This is a genomic window from Sphingomonas sp. MM-1, from assembly GCF_000347675.2.
GTDB classification, from domain to species: Bacteria; Pseudomonadota; Alphaproteobacteria; order Sphingomonadales; family Sphingomonadaceae; genus Sphingomonas_E; species Sphingomonas_E fennica.
In genome coordinates this window covers 590051-608494 of record NC_020561.1, presented here as the reverse complement: position 1 = coordinate 608494, position 18444 = coordinate 590051, and the positions used below count along the sequence as shown (strand labels likewise).

Genomic DNA, 18444 nt, shown 5'->3' with positions numbered 1-18444 from the left:
TGGCGATCGGCGGCGGTCGGCGGCCCGGCTTGTCGATCGGTCCGCCCGCCGGCGGGCCTGATCGCGATGTTCCGGAAGTCATCCGGTGGCGGCCCGGCGCTTTCCCCCGCCGATTTCGCGGCGATCGCGACGCTTGCCCACAGCCATGCCGGCATCGTCCTCGGCCCGGAAAAGGCCGCGTCGGTCGCCGTCCGCCTTTCCGCCCGGCTGCGTGCGCGGGGGTGCGAAGTCTTCGCCGATTATGTCGCCCTGATCCGCACCGACAGCGAGGAACGCGCGCTGGCGATCGAGACGCTGGCCGATACGGAAACCGCCTTCTTCCGGGATGACGGCCATTTCCGTCATGTCGCCGAGCATCTCCGCCCGGCCATCCTCGATCGGGTGGCGCGGGGCGATCGGGTGCGCTTGTGGTCGGCCGGCTGCGCCACGGGCGAGGAAGCTTATTCGCTCGCCCTCGCGCTCCTCGGCCCCGCATCCGCCGATGCCCGCGCGATCCTGGACGGCGATGTCCTGATCCTCGCCACCGATCTCAGCCGTCAGGCGCTCGATGCCGCCCGCCGCGGCCTTTATCCGGCCGCCGCCAATATCCCGCCACCCCTTCGCGCTGCCTGGACGGCGGCCGTCCCCGCCGGGATCGAGATCCGCGAAGCCGTGCGCAACCTCATCCGCTTCCGCCAGCTCAACCTGCTCAACGCCTGGCCCGTCAGCGGCCTGTTCGATGCGATCCTCTGCCGCAACGTGATGCCCGATTTCGACGAGCCGACCCGCCAGCGCCTGATCGGCCGCCTGGCGGACCAGATCGTTCCCGGCGGCCATCTTTATATTGGCGCGGACGAAACCCTCGCCGGTCCCGCCGCCGATCGTTTCGCGCCCGCCGGCCAGGGCATCTTCCGCAAGCGCGCCTAGGGCTTTCTTAACCACGCCCGGCCGAAAAGGGCGCGAAGGCGGAAGGGTGCAGCGCATGTCCAGGAAGATTCTCGCGGTAGACGATTCGCCCAGCATGCGGCTCCTGCTTCGCGCCACGCTCAGCCAGCGCGGCTATGGGGTGGCAGAGGCGGAGGACGGCCTGGCCGCGCTCGCCTGGCTGGAAGGCAATATGCCGAGCCTCGTCATCACCGACATCAACATGCCCCGCCTCGACGGCTTCGGCCTGATCGAGCGGCTGCGCGCCCGCGCCGATTTCGTCGATACGCCGATCCTCGTCCTCACCACCGAAAGCGGGGAGGACAAGCAGGCCCGCGCGCGGGCGGCCGGCGCCACGGGATGGATCGTGAAGCCCTTCGATCCCGAACGGCTGGCCGCTGCCGTCCGCCGCGTCGTGCACTGAAAAGGGGGGAGCCGATGTCGCAGGCCCGCGTCCTGGTGGTGGATGATTCGGTGACGATGCGCGCGCTCTTCGCCAGCGTGCTGGACAAGGCCGAGGGCGTCGAGGTGGTCGGCCATGCCGGCGATGCAGACGAGGCCCGCCGCCAGATCGAGGCGCTCGCCCCCGACGTCATGACGCTGGATGTCGAGATGCCGGGCATGAGCGGCCTTGATTTCCTGGAAGAGGTGATGCGCGACCGGCCGATGCCGGTGGTGATGCTCTCCTCCGTCACGCAGAAGGGCGCCGCCGCCTCGCTCCGCGCGCTGGAGCTGGGGGCGGTGGAATGCTTTCCCAAGCCGCAGCAATCCTCGCTGGAGGAGTTTACCCGCCTCGCGCCCAAGCTGATCGCGCTGGTCCGCGCCGCGGCCGCCGGCCGCGTGCCGACCGGCGAGCGCCGTCCTTATGTCCGCGCGACCGAGGAGCCGTTCGACTGGAACGGCCGCATCGTCGCGATCAGCGCCGGCACCGGCGGGGTCGATGCGCTGCTCCGCATCCTGCCAGAGCTTCCGGCCAATTGCCCGCCCACCATCATCCTGATGCCGCTCGATCCCGATTTCGTCGATCCGCTCGTGGCCCGCCTCGCGCTGGCCACGAAAGCGGAGGTCTGCCTCGCGCAGGACGGCCTCACCCTCCGGCAGGGCCATATCTATCTGGCGGCCGATCCGCGCTTCCACATTGTCGTCGATCGCTGGCCTGATGCCTCGATGCGGCTGATCTCGTCCGATCCGGTGGCGGGGGCCCGGCCATCGGCCAGCCTGCTCTTCGCGACGCTCGCCAAGACGGCGAAAGCCGATTCGATCGGGGTGATGCTCACCGCGCTCGGCACCGACGGGGCGGCGGGGCTGAAGGCGCTGAAGGCGGCCGGCGGCACCACCATCGTCCAGGACCCCGCCACCGCCATGGTGCGCGAGGCGCCGTCCGCCGCCATCGCGGCGGGTGCCGCGGCCGCGGTCGTCGCCCTCGACGATATCGGCCTGCTGCTCCGGTCCGAATCGCAGCGCGCGCAGGCGGCCGCCTGATGGAGGGGGAGGAGGATCGTCGCATCCTGCGGCTGCTCGCCGACGAGCTGGATGCCGTCTGCGGCCGGCTGGAAAGGCTGGGCGGCGTGCTGTGCGACAACATCACGCTCAACGCCGAACTCATCGTCGAACTTCAGGCACTTGACGATATCGGCCAGCGCCAGGCCGCCATCGCCCGCATCCTGCGTGCCGCCGATCTTCCGCAGGCGGCGCAAGGCATTACGCTGGAAAGCATTCGTCGGCGCCTAGGCACGGCCTGCCCCGGAAACGGAAATTCCCCTTAACCCCCGTTTAACCTTTTGCGTTCATCAAGCGTGTGGTTAATCATCTATCGCGGGCCGGAAAGGGCGTTTCCGGCAGCGAGGGGGACGGATCGCTATGCGCGTGCTGCTGATCGAGGACGAACCGACGACCGCGAAGAGCATCGAACTGATGCTCAACGCTGAAGGCTTCAATGTCTACACCACGGATCTGGGCGAGGAAGGCCTCGATCTTGGCAAGCTCTATGATTACGATCTGATCGCTCTCGATCTGAACCTGCCGGACATGCACGGCTATGACGTGCTGAAGAAGCTCCGCGCTTCGCGGGTGCAGACGCCGGTGCTGATCCTGTCCGGCATTTCGGAGATGGATTCGAAGGTGCGGGCGCTGGGCTTCGGCGCGGACGATTACGTCACCAAGCCCTTCCATCGCGAGGAACTGATCGCCCGCATCCATGCGGTCGTCCGCCGGTCCAAGGGCCATTCGCAGTCGGTGATCCGCACCGGCAAGCTGGCGGTGAACCTCGATGCCAAGACCGTCGAGGTCGATGGCGCGCGCGTCCACCTGACGGGCAAGGAATATGCGATGCTGGAGCTGCTTTCGCTCCGCAAGGGCACCACGCTCACCAAGGAAATGTTCCTGAACCATCTCTATGGCGGGATGGACGAGCCGGAACTGAAGATCATCGACGTGTTCATCTGCAAGCTGCGCAAGAAGCTGAGCCTCGCTTGCGGTGGCGAGAATTATATCGAGACCGTCTGGGGCCGGGGCTATGTGCTGCGCGATCCCGACGAAGCGAGCATCGCCCAGGTCGCCTGATCCGGGCCGGACGGGGGGCGGCTTTTCCGCTCCCTTCGCTTCAGCGCCTCTCCTTTGGAAAAGCTTTCCGCCGTCGGCCTTTGGCTGGCGGCGTCGTGCTGCATGCACGCTCCCGCAATCCGCGTCCGCTTCGCGCATCACATGCCATCCCGGCAGCTTGGCGGCGTCGGCCGGCTCATTTAGTGAATGAACGAAACTAAATGAGGAGAGGCGAATCATGGACATGGACCGGGCGAAGGATTTCTGCCGCAGCTATGGCGATGCGATGGCCAGCGGAAAGGCGGGTGCGCTCGCCGATCATTATGGCTTCCCTTATGTTTCCTTCACGGGCGGCTATATTTCCCGGTTCGAGGATCGGGCCGAGGCCGATGCCATGGTGCAGGCCCATCTCGATCGCTTCCAGCGCAGCGGCCTCGGCCTCGACATCCGGCTTGCCGATTACCGGGTGGAGCCGGTTTCCGGCACCGGTGCGCTCTGCCATCTGCGTTGGGAGATCCATCCCGAAAAGGGCGAAGGCTGGGCGTGGGACAATGTCTATGGCCTGCGCCAGACGGCCGATGGCCAGCATTTCGAATTCAATGTGTCGGACAATGAATTCGGCGAGCTGCTCGCCCGCTACCCGGATTTCATGAGCGTCTGACCGGATTTGCGGCACTGCTCCCTTGCGGGTGGTGCCGCCCCATGCGCGCACGTTCCAAACAGGCTCTTGTGCAATGCAGCAAAGCGTTGCAGTCTTCCTGTAACAGAAAGGACGCGCGAAGCAGCCTATGGGGAAGAGAGCCGCTTTCGACGAGATCAGAGGGCATGAGGGCGGGGACGCCGCACGGCCCGAATTCGCCGCGCTGGGAAGCTGGATCAGGGATACGCCCCCCGCCGAGCTGAACCGGCGGCAGCAGGCGGCCGAAGCGGCCTTCCGTCAGCTGGGCATCACCTTCGCCGTCTATGGCGAGGCGGAAGCCGCCGAACGGATCATCCCCTTTGATATCGTGCCGCGCGTCTTCACGGCCCCTGAATGGGCCAGGCTTTCCGAAGGGCTGGTGCAGCGGGTGGTGGCAATCAACGCCTTCCTCGACGATGTCTATGGCGCGCGGCGGATCATCGCCGATGGCGTTGTGCCGCCCGAGCTGATCCTCGCCAACCCGCAGTTCCGGCCCGTCCTCGCCGGCGCCCGCCCACCGCACGGCATCTTCGCCCATATCTGCGGCATCGATCTCGTCCGTACCGGGCCGGACGAATTCTTCGTGCTCGAGGATAATGCCCGCACGCCCTCGGGCGTCTCCTACATGCTCGAAAACAGGGAGGCGATGCTCCGCCTCTGCCCGGAATTGTTCGAGCTGTTTCCCGTGGCGCCGGTCGACGATTATCCCGACGCGCTGCACGGCACGCTGCGCTCGGTGGCGCCCAGGGGGCGGTCGAGCAACCCGGTCTGCGTGCTGCTGACCCCCGGCCATTTCAACTCGGCCTTCTACGAACACAGCTTCCTCGCCGATTCCATGGGGATCGAACTGGTCGAGGCGGCCGATCTGGTGGTGGACGACGATATCGTCTGGATGAAGACGATCGAGGGGCTGGTGCGGGTGGACGTGATCTATCGCCGTCTCGACGACGATTATCTCGATCCGCTCGTCTTCCTGCCCGAATCCGTGCTCGGCGTGCCGGGGCTGGTCTCCGCTTATATGGCGGGCAACGTCACGCTGGTGAACGCGCCGGGCACCGGCATCGCCGATGACAAGGCGATCTACAGCTACATGCCGGAAATTGTGAAATATTATACCGGCAGCGAGGCGAAGCTGCCCAATGTCGAAACCTGGCGCTGCCGCGAGCCCGATTGCCTGCGCTACGTGCTCGACAATCTTTCCGATCTGGTGGTGAAACTGGTCGACGGATCGGGCGGCTACGGCATGCTGGTCGGCCCCACCGCCACCCGGCACGAGATCGAATGCTTCCGCGCCGCCCTGGTGGCGGAGCCGCATCGCTACATCGCCCAGCCGACGCTGGCGCTTTCCACCGTGCCGACGCTGACCGAGCAGGGCGTGGCGCCGCGCCATGTCGATTTCCGGCCCTTCGTCCTGTCGGGCGCCGACGGCGTCACCATCGTTCCCGGCGGCCTTACCCGCGTGGCGCTCCGCGAAGGATCGCTCGTCGTCAATTCCAGCCAGGGCGGGGGCACCAAGGACAGCCTGATCCTGCTCGATCGGCCGCAGCGGGGAGGGCGCTGATGCTCAGCCGCACCGCCGCCTCGCTCTACTGGCTGGGCCGTTATGTCGAACGCGCCGAATTCACCGCGCGGCTGATCGAGGCGACGATCCGCCTCGATGCGCTGTCTCCCCGGCCGGCGGGCATGGGGGCGTGGGAAAGCGCGCTCGCCGTCGCGGCGGCGGACCATGGCTTCGCCGCGACCGGGGAGGGGCTGAACCCCGCCAACGTCGCCCGCTATCTCACGCTTTCCAACGATAATCCCAGCTCGATCCGGTCCTGCCTCGATAGCGCTCGGGGCAATGCGCGCGCCGTCCGCACCGCGCTCTCGCGGGAGGCGTGGGAAGCCATCAACCGCGCCTGGCTGGGTCTGCGCGATCGTTCATCCACCGGCGGCACCCATGCGACGCTGGCGCTGGTCGATGCGGTGAAGGCGGAAACGCGCGGTTTCGAAGGGGCGCTGCACCGTATGCTGCGCAACGAGCCTTCGTGGTTCATCAGCCTTGGCGCCGCGGTCGAGCGGGCGGACAACACGGCGCGCCTGATCGATGTCAAATATCACCTGCTCCTGCCAGAGGGCGAAATGGTCGGCGGCGTGATGGATCGCGACCAGTGGACCACCATTCTCCACACCGTATCGGCGGTCACCGCCTATCGCTGGCTCTATCGCGATGGCCTGCGCCCGGTGCAGGTGGCGGAGCTGCTGATCCACCGGCGGGAACTGCCGCGTTCGCTGGCGGCTTCGGTGGACGAGGTCGTTTCCCACCTCAACCTGCTGGGCAAGCGCACGGGGTTGCAGGGCGAGGCCGATCGCATGGCGCGGGCGCGCCAGGCGACGATGGCGCGCGACAGCATCGATCGGGTCATCGCCGGCGGGCTCCACGAGTATCTCTCCGCCTTCATCGTGGAGAATTCCGCGCTTGACCGTGCGATCGGAAAGCAGTTCCGCTTCGCCTGACATGCGGCTCTTCGTCCATCATCGCACGGATTACCGCTTCAGCGAGCCGCAGGATCGCGTCGTCCAGCTGCTGCGGCTCGTGCCGGGCAGCCATATCGGCCAGAATGTCGTCGATTGGCGGATCGACGTGGATTGCAACGCGCGGCTCCGCCCCGGCCGGGATGGTTTCGGCAATGAAACGGCGATGCTCTATATCGACGGGCCGGTCCATGCGGTCAGCCTCGCGGTGATGGGGGAGGTGCTGACGCAGGATCAGGCCGGCATGGTGGCGGGGGCCGCCGAAACCCTGCCGCCCGTCCTCTATATCCGCGCGACGCCGCTGACCGCCGCGTCGGAACCGATCCGCGCGCTCGCGGCCGAGGTGGAGGGCGCCGACGGCACGTCCCTCGATCGCGCGCACCGGCTGATGGCGCTGGTCCATCGCCGGATGCGCTTCGCCCCCGGCCGGCGGATCGACGGGCGCAATGCCGCCACCGCTTATGCGGAAGGGGAGGGCAATGCCGCCGATCTGGCCCACGTGCTGATCGCGGCCGCCCGCCGGCTCGGGCTGCCGGCGCGCTATGTTTCCGGCCATGTGCTGCGCCCCGCCCACCAGCATGAATGGCATGAGGCGGCGCATGCCTGGGCGGAGCTGCACATCGCCGATTTCGGCTGGATCGGCTTCGATCCCACCGCCGATCGCTGCCCGGACGACCATTATGTCCGCGTCGCCATCGGCCTCGATCACCGCGACGCCGCCCCCGTTTCCGGCACCCGCACCGGTGGCGGCAGCGAGGTGCTGGATGTCGGCGTTCGCGTTGGAATCGAGGGCTGACGATCCTCGACGGGAGGAAATGGCGTGACCTACTGCCTCGGCATCCTGCTCCGTGACGGGCTTGTGCTGATCTCCGACACCCGGACCAATGCCGGGATCGACAACATATCGATCTATCGCAAGATGCATGTGCTGGCGGACACGCCCGACCGGTTGATCCTGTGCATGAGCGCGGGCAACCTCTCCGTCACCCAGAACGTCCTCGGCCAGCTCGCCGAAGGGCTGCCGCCCCTGATGGCGGACGACCCGCCGCGCCGCATCGAAGACATGCCGAGCATGTTCCGCGCCGCCCAGCTGGTCGGCGAAGCGGTGATGATCGCCGGTCGCGAGCTGAAGCCGGCGCTTGCCGCAGCGGGCGTCCCCTCGGGCATCTCGCTGCTGGTGGGCGGGCGGATCGGCGGCGGCCCGCTGGCGCTCTTCCTGGTCTATGACGCCGGCAATTTCATCGAATGCGGCCAGGATACGCCCTTCCTCCAAATTGGGGCCACCGCCTACGGCAAGCCCATCCTGGATCGCGCGCTCGCTTATGATTCGCCGCTGGACGAAGCGGTGAAGGTCGGGCTGCTCTCCTTCGACAGCACGATCCGATCCGACCTTTCGGTAGGCTTGCCGTTCGACATGGTGGTGATGCCCGCCGATCCGGCCCTGCCGGTGGTGCGCCGCCGGCTGGAAAGCGACGACGCCTATTTCCAGGAGCTGTCGGCCCGCTGGTCGCAGCTTCTCAACGAAAGCCGCACGGCGGTTCCCGATCCGCCCTTCCTAGCCGAAGCCGGCATTTCACCGCGCGCATAAGAAAAGTCCGGCCTCGCGAACGAGACCGGGCTTTCTTTCGTCGAGCGGCGCCGGGATTAGCGCTGGGCGAGCGGCACGTAATCGCGCTGCGCGGCGCCCGTGTAGAGCTGGCGCGGGCGGCCGATCTTCTGCTCGGGATCGGCGATCATCTCGTTCCACTGCGCGACCCAGCCGACGGTGCGGGCCAGGGCGAACAGCACGGTGAACATCGTCGTCGGGAAGCCGATCGCCGACAGGATCACGCCCGAATAGAAGTCCACGTTCGGGTAGAGCTTCTTCTCGATGAAATAGGGATCGGTGAGCGCGATCTCCTCGAGCTTGCGGGCCACGTCCAGGATCGGATCCTGCTTGCCCAGCTTGTTGAGCACCTCGGTCGCCGCCTTGCCGAGCACCTTCGCGCGCGGATCGTAATTCTTGTAGACGCGGTGGCCGAAGCCCATCAGGCGGAACGGATCGTCCTTGTTCTTGGCGCGGGCGATATATTCCGGAATGCGATCGATATGGCCGATCTCGCGCAGCATGTTGAGCGCGGCCTCGTTCGCGCCGCCATGGGCGGGGCCCCACAGGCAGGCGATGCCGGCGGCGATGCAGGCGAACGGATTGGCGCCCGAGGAACCCGCGAGGCGGACCGTCGAGGTCGAGGCGTTCTGTTCGTGATCGGCATGCAGGATGAAGATCTTGTCCATCGCCGCTTCCACGACCGGATCGATCTCATATTCCTCGGCCGGGACCGAGAAGGTCATGTTCAGGAAGTTGCCGGTGTAGGACAGGTTGTTCTTCGGATAGACGAAGGGCTGGCCGACCGAATATTTATAGGCCATCGCCGCGATCGTCGGGATCTTGGCGATCAGGCGGTGGCTGGCCACGAGCCGCTGGTGCGGATCGGAGATGTCCGTGGAATCGTGGTAGAAGGCCGAGAGCGCGCCGACCACGCCGCACATCACCGCCATCGGGTGGGCATCGCGACGGAAGCCGCGATAGAATTGGGCGAGCTGCTCATGCACCATGGTGTGGCGCGTGATGTGGTTGGAGAACTGCTCCAGCTCCGACTTGGACGGTAGTTCGCCGTTCAGCAGGAGGTAGCTCACCTCCATGAAGTTGGACTGTTCGGCAAGCTGATCGATCGGGTAGCCGCGGTGGAGCAGCACGCCCTGGTCGCCATCGATGAAGGTGATCTTGGATTCGCAGCTTGCGGTGGAGGTGAAGCCGGGATCGTAGGTGAAGGCGCCGGTGTTGGCGTAGAGCTTTCGGATGTCGATCACATCGGGACCGACGCTGCCGGACAGGACCTTATATTCGGAGTCCTTGCCGCCGATTTCGAGTTTGGCGCTATCGCCCATGGGTCTTTCTCCTACTAATCCAGTCAGACGCCCGTCTGGGCCAGCCTGTCGGCCAGGCGGCCGAGGCTCTCTTCGCGACCGAGGAGGGCCAGAACGTCGAAAATCCCCGGCGATGTCGCCCGGCCGGTGAGCGCCGCGCGAAGCGGTTGCGCCACCTTGCCCAGCTTCAGGCCGGCCGCCTCCGCAACCTCGCGAACCGCCGCTTCAAGTGCAGGGGCGTTCCACTCCGCGACCGAGGCTATCGCTTGCTCGGCCGAAGCCAGGACCGCGATTGCGGCGGTGTCTAGCAGGCTCGCGGCGGCTTCGTCCACGTCTATGGGGCGTGTGCGAAACAGGAAGGTCGAAGCCTCGGCCAACTCCGCCAAATCCTTGGCCCTTGGCTGAAGAACGGGCATGGCGCGGCGCAGCAAATCCATGTCCGCATCGCCAAGCGGACGGCCGATCAGCGCATCGACTCGGGGACGGATCAGCTCCGCCAGACGGGCCGGATCGGCCTCGCGGATATAGTGGCCGTTCAGATTTTCGAGCTTCTTGAGATCGAAGCGCGAGGGCGATCGGCCGACGCCGGCAAGATCGAACCATTCGATCGCCTGATCGCGGCTGATGATCTCCGCATCGCCATGGCCCCAGCCGAGCCGCAGCAGATAATTGTTGAGCGCTTCGGGCAGGATGCCGAGATCGTCGCGATAGGCATCCACGCCCAGCGCGCCATGCCGCTTGGAAAGCTTCGCCCCATCCGCGCCGTGGATCAGCGGGACATGGGCGTAGACCGGCTCCGGCCAGCCCATCGCCCGGATGATACCGAGCTGGCGGAAGGCGTTGTTGAGATGGTCGTCGCCGCGGATCACATGGGTGACGCCCATGTCGTGATCGTCCACCACCACGGCGAGCATATAGGTGGGCGTGCCGTCCGAACGGAGCAGGATCATGTCGTCCAGCTCGGCATTCTTCACCGTCACCGCGCCCTGGACGCGATCGTGGATCGTCGTCTCGCCCTCCCGCTCGGCCTTCAGGCGGATGACGAAGGGGGCGCCTTCCGGCGCCTCGGCCGGATCGCGATCGCGCCAGCGGCCGTCATAGCGCAGCGGCTGCTTGGCGGCGCGCTGCTGTTCGCGCAGCTCGGCCAGTTCCTCGGCGGTTGCGTAGCATTTATAGGCGTGGCCCGCCGCTAGCATCTGGTGCGCGACCTCGGCATGGCGCGCGGCGCGGGCGAACTGGAACACGGGCGGCTCATCGCCTTCCAGCCCCAGCCAGGCGAGGCCGTCCAGGATCGCATCGATCGCGGGCTGGGTGGAGCGCGCGCGATCCGTGTCCTCGATCCGCAGCAGGAAGCGGCCGCCATGGTGGCGGGCGAAGAGATAGTTGAACAATGCGGTGCGGGCGCCGCCGATGTGCAGGAAACCGGTCGGCGAAGGCGCGAATCGGGTGACGACGGGACGGGTCTCGACGGGTGCTTCGGTGCTTGCGCCCACGCGCGCTTTCTCCAAGGATGGCGGCCGATGGCCAGCGAATTCGGCACCGCCCCTAGCATGGCTTCCCCCGCGCTACAAACCGGGCGGGGGCGATTGTGGAGCATGGGGATCGGCCGCGCTTTCCGGGCGCTTGAAGCGGGCCTGGACAGGGAGCGGGACCAGCTTTTCCTGTGGCTTCCGGTGGCGCTGGGCGCGGGAATCACGGCCTGGTTCCTGTCGCCGGGGAGCAGGCAATGGATCGCCTTCCTGCTGGCGGCGCTGGGAGGCGGCCTCGCCTGCGCGCTCTTGCCGGGCGGCACCCGCGCCCGGCGGATCGGCATCATCGGTGGCCTTGCCCTCGCCGCGGGGTGCGCGCTGATCTGGTGGCGGGCGGAACATGTGGCCGCGCCCCGGCTCGAAAGGCCGGTGGTCGCGGCGTTCGCGGCGCGGGTCATCGCGGTCGATCGGCTGGCGGCGCGCGATATCGTGCGGCTGACGCTCGCGTCGCCGAGCGACCGGGAGCTGCCGTCGCGGATTCGCGTCAATGTCGCCGCCGCCGATCTGGCCGGGGACGTCCTTCCGGGAAGCCGTGTCGCCTTGCGGGCCAGGCTGATGCCGCCGCCGCCGCCGGCGGTGCCCGGCGCCTATGATTTCGCGCGGGTCGCGTGGTTTCAGGGGCTGGGGGCGACGGGGCGGGCGCTGGGGCCGGTGGAACGGGTGGGCGATACGGTGCCGCGAGGCTTCTGGCAGACGCTGATGGCGTGGCGCGGCGCGCTTTCCGCCCATGTCCAGGCGCAAGTGGCGGGAAGCGCGGGCGGCATTGCAGCGGCGCTTGCCACCGGCGACCAGGGCGGCATCGCCGAGGCGGATGCCGATGCCATGCGCCGATCGGGCCTTGCGCACCTGCTTTCGATCAGCGGCCTGCATGTGACGGCGATGATCGGCGCGACCATGTGGATCATGCTGCGGCTGCTGGCATTGAGCCCCGCGCTGGCGCTGCGCGCGCCCTTGCCGCTGATCGCGGCCGGCGGCGGCGCGCTGGCGGGCATCGCCTATACGCTGCTGGCCGGAGCCGAGGTGCCCACCGTCCGTTCCTGCGTGGCGGCGCTGCTGGTGCTGGTGGGGATCGCGATGGGGCGCGATGCCATCACGCTGCGGCTGGTGGCCGCCGGCGCGATCACCGTTCTGCTCCTCTGGCCGGAGGCGCTGGCGGGGCCGAGCTTCCAGCTGAGCTTCGCCGCCGTCACCGCCATCATCGCCCTCCACGAACATCCCCGGGTGCGCGCCTTCCTGTCGCGGCGGGACGAGGGGATATTGGCGGGGTGGGGACGATCGCTGGCGGGGCTGCTGCTGACCGGCCTCGTGGTCGAGGCGGCGCTCGCGCCGATCGCGCTCTTCCATTTCCATCAGGCGGGCCTCTACGGCGCCTTCGCCAATATCGTCGCGATCCCGCTCACCACCTTCATCGTCATGCCGCTGGAGGCGTTGGCGCTGATCGCCGATCTGGGCGGGCTGGGCGCGCCCTTATGGTGGCTGGCGGGCAAGGCGCTGGCATTGCTGCTGGCCATCGCCCATGCCGCCGGATCGGCGCCGGGGGCCGTGAAGATGCTGCCGTCCATGCCGGGCGGCGCCTTTGCGCTGATGATCGCGGGCGGGCTGTGGATCGCGCTGTGGCGCACGCGCATGCGGTGGATCGGCCTCGCGCCGCTGGCGGCCGGCGCGGCCTGGGCGCTGGCCACGCCCGCGCCCGACCTCATCGTCACGGGAGACGGGCGGCATCTGGCGCTGCGCGATCCGGATGGCGGCCGGCTGGCGCTGCTGCGCCCCCGCGCGGGGGATTATGTCCGCGATCTGCTGGGGGAGGCGGCCGGCGTGGACGAAGCCGGGATTGCCATCGACGATTGGCCGGGTGCCCGCTGCGGACCCGATCTGTGCGCCGTCACGATCGACCGCAACGGCCGGCGGTGGGCCTTGCTCGCCACCCGATCACCCAATTTCGTCGACATCGCGGCGATGAACCGGGCCTGCGCCACGGCGGATATCGTCGTCAGCGACCGGCGCCTGCCCCGAAGCTGCCGTCCGCGCTGGCTGAAGATCGATCGGCCCTTCCTCTCCCGGACCGGCGGTGTCGCCATCGACCTCGCGCGCGGCCATATCCGTTCGGTCGAGGCCGGGCGGCGGGGCAAGCCATGGGCCGAATCCGCCGCGGCCCCTTATCGAAACCCAACACCGGCCGAGCGCCGAGCGAGCGGCCCCGCAGCCGTGGCTTCGGGCAATCAGTAGCGGCGGATCAGCCCGGCCAGCCGGCCCTGCACGCGGACCTGGTTGGGGCGATAGCGCATCGGATCATAAGCGCGGTTCGCCGGATCGAGGCGGACCATCGCGCCTTCGCGGCGGAAATATTTGAGCGTCGCCTCGCTGTCGTCGATCAGCGCCACGACGATCTCCCCGTCGCGGGCCACATCGGTGCGGCGGATCAGCGCGAAGTCGCCGTCCAATATGCCGGCCTCGACCATCGAATCCCCGGAAACCTCGAGCGCATAATGCTCGCCCGGCCCCAGCAGGGCGGCCGGCACCGAAAGCGACGTCTGCCCTTCCAGCGCCTCGATCGGCAGGCCGGCGGCGATGCGCCCGTGCAGGGGCAGCTCGATCACGTCGTTCGCCGCTTCCGGCAAGATCTGGGCGGCGGGCTTCAGCATCGCCGGCCGCGAGGGCGCGGCCTGCGGCGCGGGCTTCGCGTTCGGCGCCCGTTCCGGCATGCGCAGCACCTCCAGCGCGCGCGCGCGATTGGGCAGGCGGCGGATGAAGCTCCGTTCCTCGAGCGCGCTGATCAGGCGATGCACGCCGGATTTGGACTTCAGGTCCAGCGCGTCCTTCATCTCCTCGAACGAAGGCGAAACCCCCGTTTCGGCCAGCCGATCATGAATGAAGCAGAGCAGTTCATGTTGCTTGCGCGTCAGCATGGCGGACCCCGATAAGGAACGAACGGGGAACGTGTAGGAAACGTAACGCTTCCTGTCAAGCGAGGGGAAGTATCCTGGCAATATCGCCGACATGCGCGGGCGGCGCATAAGCGGGGCGGACGATCAGCAGGTCCGCATCGGCCAGCCCCGACAGTCCGGCGCTGTCCTGCACGGGCAGCGCCCTTGCCCGCGCGCCCACGCGGCATCCGCGCAGGAATTCCATGCGATTGCCGGTGGCGGGCAGGGGGCCGGCGAGGCGCATGGCCACGGCGCGATCGAACGGATCGGCCGCCCCGCCGAGGTGCCGGATCAGCGGCAGCAGGAACAGCCGCGCCGTCACATAAGCGGAAACCGGATTGCCGGGCAGGCCCAGCACGATGCCGTCGCCCAGGCGGCCGGCCATCAGCGGCTTGCCTGGCTTTACCGCGATCCGCCAGAAATCGATCGCGGCCCCCGCGGCGATAAGCGCGGGCCGCACGAAATCGCGATCGCCCACCGATGCGCCGCCGGTGGTGACGATGATATCGGCATGGCGGGCGGCGGCGATGGCGGCGGCCGTGGCATCGGGATCGTCGGGGACGATGCCATGATCTGCCACCTCGGCCGGCACGCTGGCGGCGATCAAGGCGGCCAGCATCGGCGCGTTGGAGGAGGGCAATTGCGACGCCGATGTGGGCGCGCCCGGCGGAACAAGCTCGTCCCCGGTGGATATCAGCGCCACGCGCGGCCGGCGGCGGACGGGAAGCGCGCCATGGCCGGCGGCGGCGGCGAGCCCGATGGCGGCCGGGGACGCCCGCCCGCCGCGATGGAGGAGGATGGCGCCTTCGCCGAAATCGGCGCCTTTCCGGCGTATATGGGCACCGGCATGCGGCGGGCCTTCGCCGTTCAGCGCCATCCGGTCGCCCTCGCGCGCGGCCTCTTCCTGCACGAGGACGGTATCGGCGCCCGTGGGGATCGGCGCGCCGGTGAAGATGCGCGCCGCCTCGCCGGCCTGGATCGCGAAGCCGGGCAGCGATCCCGCCGCGCTTTCCCCGACCACGCGCCAGGGGCCGGACATGTCGGCGAAGCGGATCGCATATCCGTCCATGATCGAAAGATCGGCGGCGGGCTGGGTGCGCCGCGCCGCCACGTCCCGCGCGATCCAGCGGCCGGCGGCCTGATCGAGCGGCGCCAGTTCCCCGGCGAGCGGGGCCGCCAGCGCCAGCAGCCGCCTTTGGGCCTCGGCAAGGGGGATGAGGCCGGCCGCCATCGCTATTTCGCGGCCCAGTCCCCGGATCGCCCGCCCGATTTGGCGAGCAGCCGGACGCCTTCGATCCGCATCTCGCGATCGAGCGCCTTGGCCATGTCGTAGATGGTGAGGAGCGAGACGGAGACGGCGGTCAGCGCCTCCATCTCCACGCCGGTCCGGTCGGTGGTGCGGGTGGTGGCGGTGGCGGTCACGCCGTCGTCATGCACCTCAAGCTCCACAACCACGCCGCTGATCGGCAGGGGGTGGCACAGGGGAATGAGATCGCTGGTGCGCTTGGCCGCCATGATGCCGGCGATACGGGCGACGGCCAGCACATCGCCCTTGGCGACGGCGCCGTCGCGGATCGCGCGCGCGGCCTCGGCGGTCATCACGATCCGGCCGGTGGCGGTGGCCACGCGCCCCGTCACCGCCTTGGCGGAGACATCCACCATGCGAGCGGCGCCCGCCGGATCTATATGGGTGAGGCGCGTATCGCTCATTGCCCGGTCAGGAGCTTGCGCGTCGCGGCTTCCACGTCCGGCTGCCGCATCAGCGATTCCCCGACGAGGAAGCAGCCGACGCCATGTTCGGCCATCGCGTCCAGATCGGCCTTCGTGCCAAGCCCGCTTTCGGCGACGAAAGTGCAGCCGGCGGGCGCGCGGGCCGCCAGTTCATAGGTCCGCGCGAAATCCACGGTGAAATCCCGGAGATCGCGGTTGTTCACCCCGATCAGCCGCGATTCCAGCCGCAGTGCCCGATCGAGTTCGGCGGCATCGTGCACCTCGACCAGCGCGTCCATGCCATGATCGATGGCGGCGGCCTCGATCTCGGCCATCTGGCCGTCATCCAGGGCGGCGACGATGATCAGGATCGCATCCGCGCCCAGCGCGCGCGCTTCCGCCACCTGCCAGGGATCGACCATGAAATCCTTGCGCAGCGCCGGCAGCCCGCAGGCCGCCCGCGCGGCCACCAGATAGCTGTCATGCCCCTGGAAATAGGGCTCGTCGGTCAGCACGGAGAGGCAGGCAGCCCCGCCTGCCTCATAGGCACGCGCATGGGCCGGCGGATCGAAATCGGCGCGGATCAGGCCCTTGGACGGGCTTGCTTTCTTGATCTCCGCGATCAGGCCGAAGCCGCCTGCGGCAACCCTGGCGTCCAGCGCCTTGCGGAAACCGCGCGGGGCCGTCTGGGCGGCGGCGCGGGCCTCGATGTCCGCTAGCGGGGTTGCGGCCTTGCGACGGGCGACTTCGGCCCGCTTGGTATCGCAGATTTCGATCAGCTTGTTGGTCATGACAGGCATTCCCTAACGGCATTCGGCCGGGATCGGGAACGCCTTTTTCCGGGGAGGCGGAAAAGCCCTGCTTTAGAAAGCGATCCAGCGATCCAGCAGGGCGGCCGCCCGGCCGCGATCGATCGCCTCGGCAGCGATCGCCACGCCGTCCCGAAGGTCGCTGGCCTGGCCGGCGACGATCAGCGCGGCCGCCGCGTTCAGCAGCACCGCATCGCGATAGGCGCCGGGCTCGCCCGCCAGCAGGCGGCGGAGCGCGGCGGCATTGTAGGCGGCGTCGCCGCCGCGCAGCGCCTCCAGCGGATGGCGGGCGAGCCCGGCATCCTCGGGCGCCAGCCGCAGCGTCTCCTCCCCGCAGGCGCCGATGCGGATCGCGCTGCTGGGTCCGGCGATCGAAAGCTCGTCCAGCGGCTCGTCGCCCGCCACCATCATCGCCGATTCGGTGCCGATCAGGCGCAGCGCCTCGGCATAGACCGGCAGATAATCCGGCCGCGCCACGCCGATCAACTGGCGGCCCACCCGCGCGGGATTGGCGATGGGGCCGATCAGGTTGAAGATGGTCCGCCGGCCGATCGCGCGCCGCACGGCGGCCAGATGGCGCAGCGCGGGATGGTGGATCTGGGCGAAAAGGAAGGCGATGCCCAGTTCCGCAAGGCTCGCTTCGGCGCCGGCGGATGCGCGATCGAGATCGAGGCCCAGCGCCTCCAGCGTATCGGACGATCCGGCCTTGGACGATGCCGCCCGGTTGCCGTGCTTGGCCACCGGCACGCCGCAGGCCGCGACGACGATGGCGACGGCGGTGGACACGTTCAGGCTGTGCGAGCCATCGCCGCCGGTGCCGCATACGTCGATGGCGCCGGCGGGCGCGGCGACCGGGATCATCCGTTCGCGCAGCGCCATGGCGGCGGCCGCGATCTCGACGCTGGTTTCGTCGCGCTCGGCCATCACGGTCAGGAAAGTGCGGGCGGCATCGTCGGAAATTTTGCCGTCCAGCATGTCCGAAAAGGCGGCGAAGGCGGTCGCGTGGTCGAGCGGCCGGTCCGCCTCCGGCAGCAGGATCGTCGTCGTCATGCCGGCAGCCGGGCGTCTATGCCGGCAAGGCGCAGGAAATTGGCGATCAGATCATGGCCATGTTCGGTGGCGATGCTTTCGGGGTGGAACTGCACCCCATGGATCGGCAGCTCGCGATGGCGGAAACCCATCACCGTGCCGTCCGCCGTGCGGGCGTTCACCACCAGATCGGCGGGAATATCCTCCACCACCAGCGAGTGATAGCGGGTGGCGGTGAAGGGGGATGGAAGGCCGGCGAAGACGCCGCTGCCATCATGTTCCACCGCGCTCGTCTTGCCGTGCATCAGCTCCGGCGCGCGCGTCACCCTGCCGCCGAAATGCTGGCCGATCGACTGGTGGCCCAGGCACACGCCGAGCAGCGGCTTGCCGGCCGCGGCGCAGGCCCCGACCAGCTCCAGCGATATGCCGGCTTCGTTGGGCGTGCACGGGCCGGGCGAGATCAGGAAGCCGGTCGCGCCGCTCGACATCGCCTGGCCGACGCCGATGGCGTCGTTGCGGACGACCTCCACCTCGGCCCCAAGTTCGCGCAGATAATGCACGAGGTTCCAGGTGAAGCTGTCATAATTGTCGATGACGAGGATCATGGCCCCGCCGCTTTAGGCAGGCCGGCGCGGTTGGGGAAGGGCTTTGTGCCCGCCCTCGCGCTTCAGGCGCCGCTGGCCTGCATCAGCGCATAGCCGCCGAGCGCGATGGCGCTGCCGGTGGAGACGCCCACCAGCAGCCATCCGCAGAGCTGCACCATGCGGGGATTGGGGCGATCGGCCTTGCGGTTGCGGCTCGCGCTCGACAGCACGAAGCTCGTCAGCAATCCATAGGTCAACGCCGCAACTTCCACCATTACACTTACCCGCCCAGCTCTTCGCACCTGCAAAATCGCG

General features: G+C 68.4%; 20 protein-coding genes. 11 read left to right on the top strand and 9 right to left on the bottom strand.

Features of this window, described 5'->3' with window-relative positions:
• Positions 1 to 66 precede the first annotated feature (66 nt).
• The 10 genes from G432_RS02860 (at position 67) to G432_RS02815 (ending at position 8225) form a co-directional block, all read left to right on the top strand.
• Positions 67 to 906, top strand: coding sequence for a CheR family methyltransferase (locus G432_RS02860; RefSeq protein WP_015457311.1), 840 nt, complete (start codon positions 67 to 69; stop codon positions 904 to 906).
• A gap of 55 nt (positions 907 to 961) precedes the next feature.
• Positions 962 to 1327, top strand: coding sequence for a response regulator (locus tag G432_RS02855; RefSeq protein WP_041865098.1), 366 nt, complete (start codon positions 962 to 964; stop codon positions 1325 to 1327).
• 14 nt (positions 1328 to 1341) lie between these two features.
• The gene (locus G432_RS02850) at positions 1342 to 2385 is read left to right on the top strand and encodes a chemotaxis protein CheB (RefSeq protein WP_015457309.1); all 1044 of its coding nucleotides are present in this window, start codon (positions 1342 to 1344) and stop codon (positions 2383 to 2385) included.
• On the top strand, positions 2385 to 2669 hold the full coding sequence (locus tag G432_RS02845; RefSeq protein WP_015457308.1) for a hypothetical protein: 285 nt from the start codon (positions 2385 to 2387) through the stop codon (positions 2667 to 2669). The genes G432_RS02850 and G432_RS02845 overlap by 1 nt, the downstream gene beginning before the upstream one ends.
• Before the next feature lie 94 nt (positions 2670 to 2763).
• A complete protein-coding gene (gene ctrA / locus G432_RS02840) occupies positions 2764 to 3465 on the top strand; it encodes a response regulator transcription factor CtrA (protein ID WP_015457307.1) in 702 nt (233 codons plus the stop codon).
• Between the two features lie 217 nt (positions 3466 to 3682).
• Positions 3683 to 4105 (top strand): hypothetical protein, encoded by a 423-nt coding sequence (locus G432_RS02835; RefSeq protein WP_015457306.1) that lies wholly within the window; start codon positions 3683 to 3685, stop codon positions 4103 to 4105.
• Positions 4106 to 4232: 127 nt separating this feature from the next.
• Positions 4233 to 5684: a circularly permuted type 2 ATP-grasp protein gene (locus tag G432_RS02830; protein ID WP_015457305.1), complete on the top strand. Its 1452-nt coding sequence runs from the start codon at positions 4233 to 4235 to the stop codon at positions 5682 to 5684.
• Entirely contained in the window at positions 5684 to 6619 is a 936-nt protein-coding gene (locus G432_RS02825; protein WP_015457304.1) for an alpha-E domain-containing protein, read from the top strand. The genes G432_RS02830 and G432_RS02825 overlap by 1 nt, the downstream gene beginning before the upstream one ends.
• The gene (locus G432_RS02820; RefSeq protein ID WP_236626887.1) at positions 6588 to 7433 is read left to right on the top strand and encodes a transglutaminase family protein; all 846 of its coding nucleotides are present in this window, start codon (positions 6588 to 6590) and stop codon (positions 7431 to 7433) included. Before G432_RS02825 ends, G432_RS02820 begins: the two co-directional genes overlap by 32 nt.
• A gap of 24 nt (positions 7434 to 7457) precedes the next feature.
• Entirely contained in the window at positions 7458 to 8225 is a 768-nt protein-coding gene (locus G432_RS02815; protein ID WP_015457302.1) for a proteasome-type protease, read from the top strand.
• 56 nt (positions 8226 to 8281) lie between these two features.
• Here the strand turns inward: G432_RS02815 and gltA are convergent, their stop codons facing one another.
• Positions 8282 to 9565 (bottom strand): citrate synthase, encoded by a 1284-nt coding sequence (gene gltA, locus G432_RS02810; protein ID WP_015457301.1) that lies wholly within the window; start codon positions 9563 to 9565, stop codon positions 8282 to 8284.
• A gap of 23 nt (positions 9566 to 9588) precedes the next feature.
• Positions 9589 to 11037: a glutamate--tRNA ligase gene (gene gltX / locus G432_RS02805; RefSeq protein ID WP_015457300.1), complete on the bottom strand. Its 1449-nt coding sequence runs from the start codon at positions 11035 to 11037 to the stop codon at positions 9589 to 9591.
• A gap of 102 nt (positions 11038 to 11139) precedes the next feature.
• On the opposite strand from gltX, the gene G432_RS02800 reads away from it, so the two are divergent.
• Entirely contained in the window at positions 11140 to 13299 is a 2160-nt protein-coding gene (locus tag G432_RS02800; protein WP_015457299.1) for a ComEC/Rec2 family competence protein, read from the top strand.
• On the opposite strand, the gene lexA is transcribed toward G432_RS02800, so the two are convergent.
• From lexA to G432_RS02765, 7 genes are all read right to left on the bottom strand, one after another.
• Entirely contained in the window at positions 13293 to 13979 is a 687-nt protein-coding gene (gene lexA, locus G432_RS02795; RefSeq protein ID WP_015457298.1) for a transcriptional repressor LexA, read from the bottom strand. The genes G432_RS02800 and lexA overlap by 7 nt on opposite strands.
• A 55-nt stretch (positions 13980 to 14034) precedes the next feature.
• The gene (locus G432_RS02790; RefSeq protein ID WP_015457297.1) at positions 14035 to 15228 is read right to left on the bottom strand and encodes a molybdopterin molybdotransferase MoeA; all 1194 of its coding nucleotides are present in this window, start codon (positions 15226 to 15228) and stop codon (positions 14035 to 14037) included.
• A 2-nt stretch (positions 15229 to 15230) separates the two neighbouring features.
• Positions 15231 to 15707 carry a cyclic pyranopterin monophosphate synthase MoaC gene (moaC, locus tag G432_RS02785; protein WP_015457296.1) on the bottom strand — a complete coding sequence of 159 codons (477 nt, stop codon included), beginning with the start codon at positions 15705 to 15707 and terminating at the stop codon, positions 15231 to 15233.
• Positions 15704 to 16498 carry an indole-3-glycerol phosphate synthase TrpC gene (trpC, locus tag G432_RS02780; protein ID WP_015457295.1) on the bottom strand — a complete coding sequence of 265 codons (795 nt, stop codon included), beginning with the start codon at positions 16496 to 16498 and terminating at the stop codon, positions 15704 to 15706. The genes moaC and trpC overlap by 4 nt, the downstream gene beginning before the upstream one ends.
• Before the next feature lie 72 nt (positions 16499 to 16570).
• Positions 16571 to 17566: an anthranilate phosphoribosyltransferase gene (trpD, locus tag G432_RS02775; RefSeq protein WP_015457294.1), complete on the bottom strand. Its 996-nt coding sequence runs from the start codon at positions 17564 to 17566 to the stop codon at positions 16571 to 16573.
• Entirely contained in the window at positions 17563 to 18150 is a 588-nt protein-coding gene (locus G432_RS02770; RefSeq protein WP_015457293.1) for an anthranilate synthase component II, read from the bottom strand. Before G432_RS02770 ends, trpD begins: the two co-directional genes overlap by 4 nt.
• A gap of 62 nt (positions 18151 to 18212) precedes the next feature.
• Positions 18213 to 18404 (bottom strand): hypothetical protein, encoded by a 192-nt coding sequence (locus G432_RS02765; protein WP_015457292.1) that lies wholly within the window; start codon positions 18402 to 18404, stop codon positions 18213 to 18215.
• Between the last annotated feature and the right edge of the window lie 40 nt (positions 18405 to 18444).

Bases quoted from the DNA above. Each gene is read 5' to 3' on its own strand.
- G432_RS02860 (WP_015457311.1), top strand. From the start codon at position 67: ATGTTCCGGAAGTCATCCGGTGGCGGCCCGGCGCTTTCCCCCGCCGAT.
- G432_RS02855 (WP_041865098.1), top strand. From the start codon at position 962: ATGTCCAGGAAGATTCTCGCGGTAGACGATTCGCCCAGCATGCGGCTC.
- G432_RS02850 (WP_015457309.1), top strand. From the start codon at position 1,342: ATGTCGCAGGCCCGCGTCCTGGTGGTGGATGATTCGGTGACGATGCGC.
- G432_RS02845 (WP_015457308.1), top strand. From the start codon at position 2,385: ATGGAGGGGGAGGAGGATCGTCGCATCCTGCGGCTGCTCGCCGACGAG.
- ctrA (WP_015457307.1), top strand. From the start codon at position 2,764: ATGCGCGTGCTGCTGATCGAGGACGAACCGACGACCGCGAAGAGCATC.
- G432_RS02835 (WP_015457306.1), top strand. From the start codon at position 3,683: ATGGACATGGACCGGGCGAAGGATTTCTGCCGCAGCTATGGCGATGCG.
- G432_RS02830 (WP_015457305.1), top strand. From the start codon at position 4,233: ATGGGGAAGAGAGCCGCTTTCGACGAGATCAGAGGGCATGAGGGCGGG.
- G432_RS02825 (WP_015457304.1), top strand. From the start codon at position 5,684: ATGCTCAGCCGCACCGCCGCCTCGCTCTACTGGCTGGGCCGTTATGTC.
- gltA (WP_015457301.1), bottom strand. From the start codon at position 9,565: ATGGGCGATAGCGCCAAACTCGAAATCGGCGGCAAGGACTCCGAATAT.
- G432_RS02800 (WP_015457299.1), top strand. From the start codon at position 11,140: ATGGGGATCGGCCGCGCTTTCCGGGCGCTTGAAGCGGGCCTGGACAGG.
- lexA (WP_015457298.1), bottom strand. From the start codon at position 13,979: ATGCTGACGCGCAAGCAACATGAACTGCTCTGCTTCATTCATGATCGG.
- G432_RS02790 (WP_015457297.1), bottom strand. From the start codon at position 15,228: ATGGCGGCCGGCCTCATCCCCCTTGCCGAGGCCCAAAGGCGGCTGCTG.
- moaC (WP_015457296.1), bottom strand. From the start codon at position 15,707: ATGAGCGATACGCGCCTCACCCATATAGATCCGGCGGGCGCCGCTCGC.
- trpC (WP_015457295.1), bottom strand. From the start codon at position 16,498: ATGACCAACAAGCTGATCGAAATCTGCGATACCAAGCGGGCCGAAGTC.
- trpD (WP_015457294.1), bottom strand. From the start codon at position 17,566: ATGACGACGACGATCCTGCTGCCGGAGGCGGACCGGCCGCTCGACCAC.
- G432_RS02770 (WP_015457293.1), bottom strand. From the start codon at position 18,150: ATGATCCTCGTCATCGACAATTATGACAGCTTCACCTGGAACCTCGTG.
- G432_RS02765 (WP_015457292.1), bottom strand. From the start codon at position 18,404: ATGGTGGAAGTTGCGGCGTTGACCTATGGATTGCTGACGAGCTTCGTG.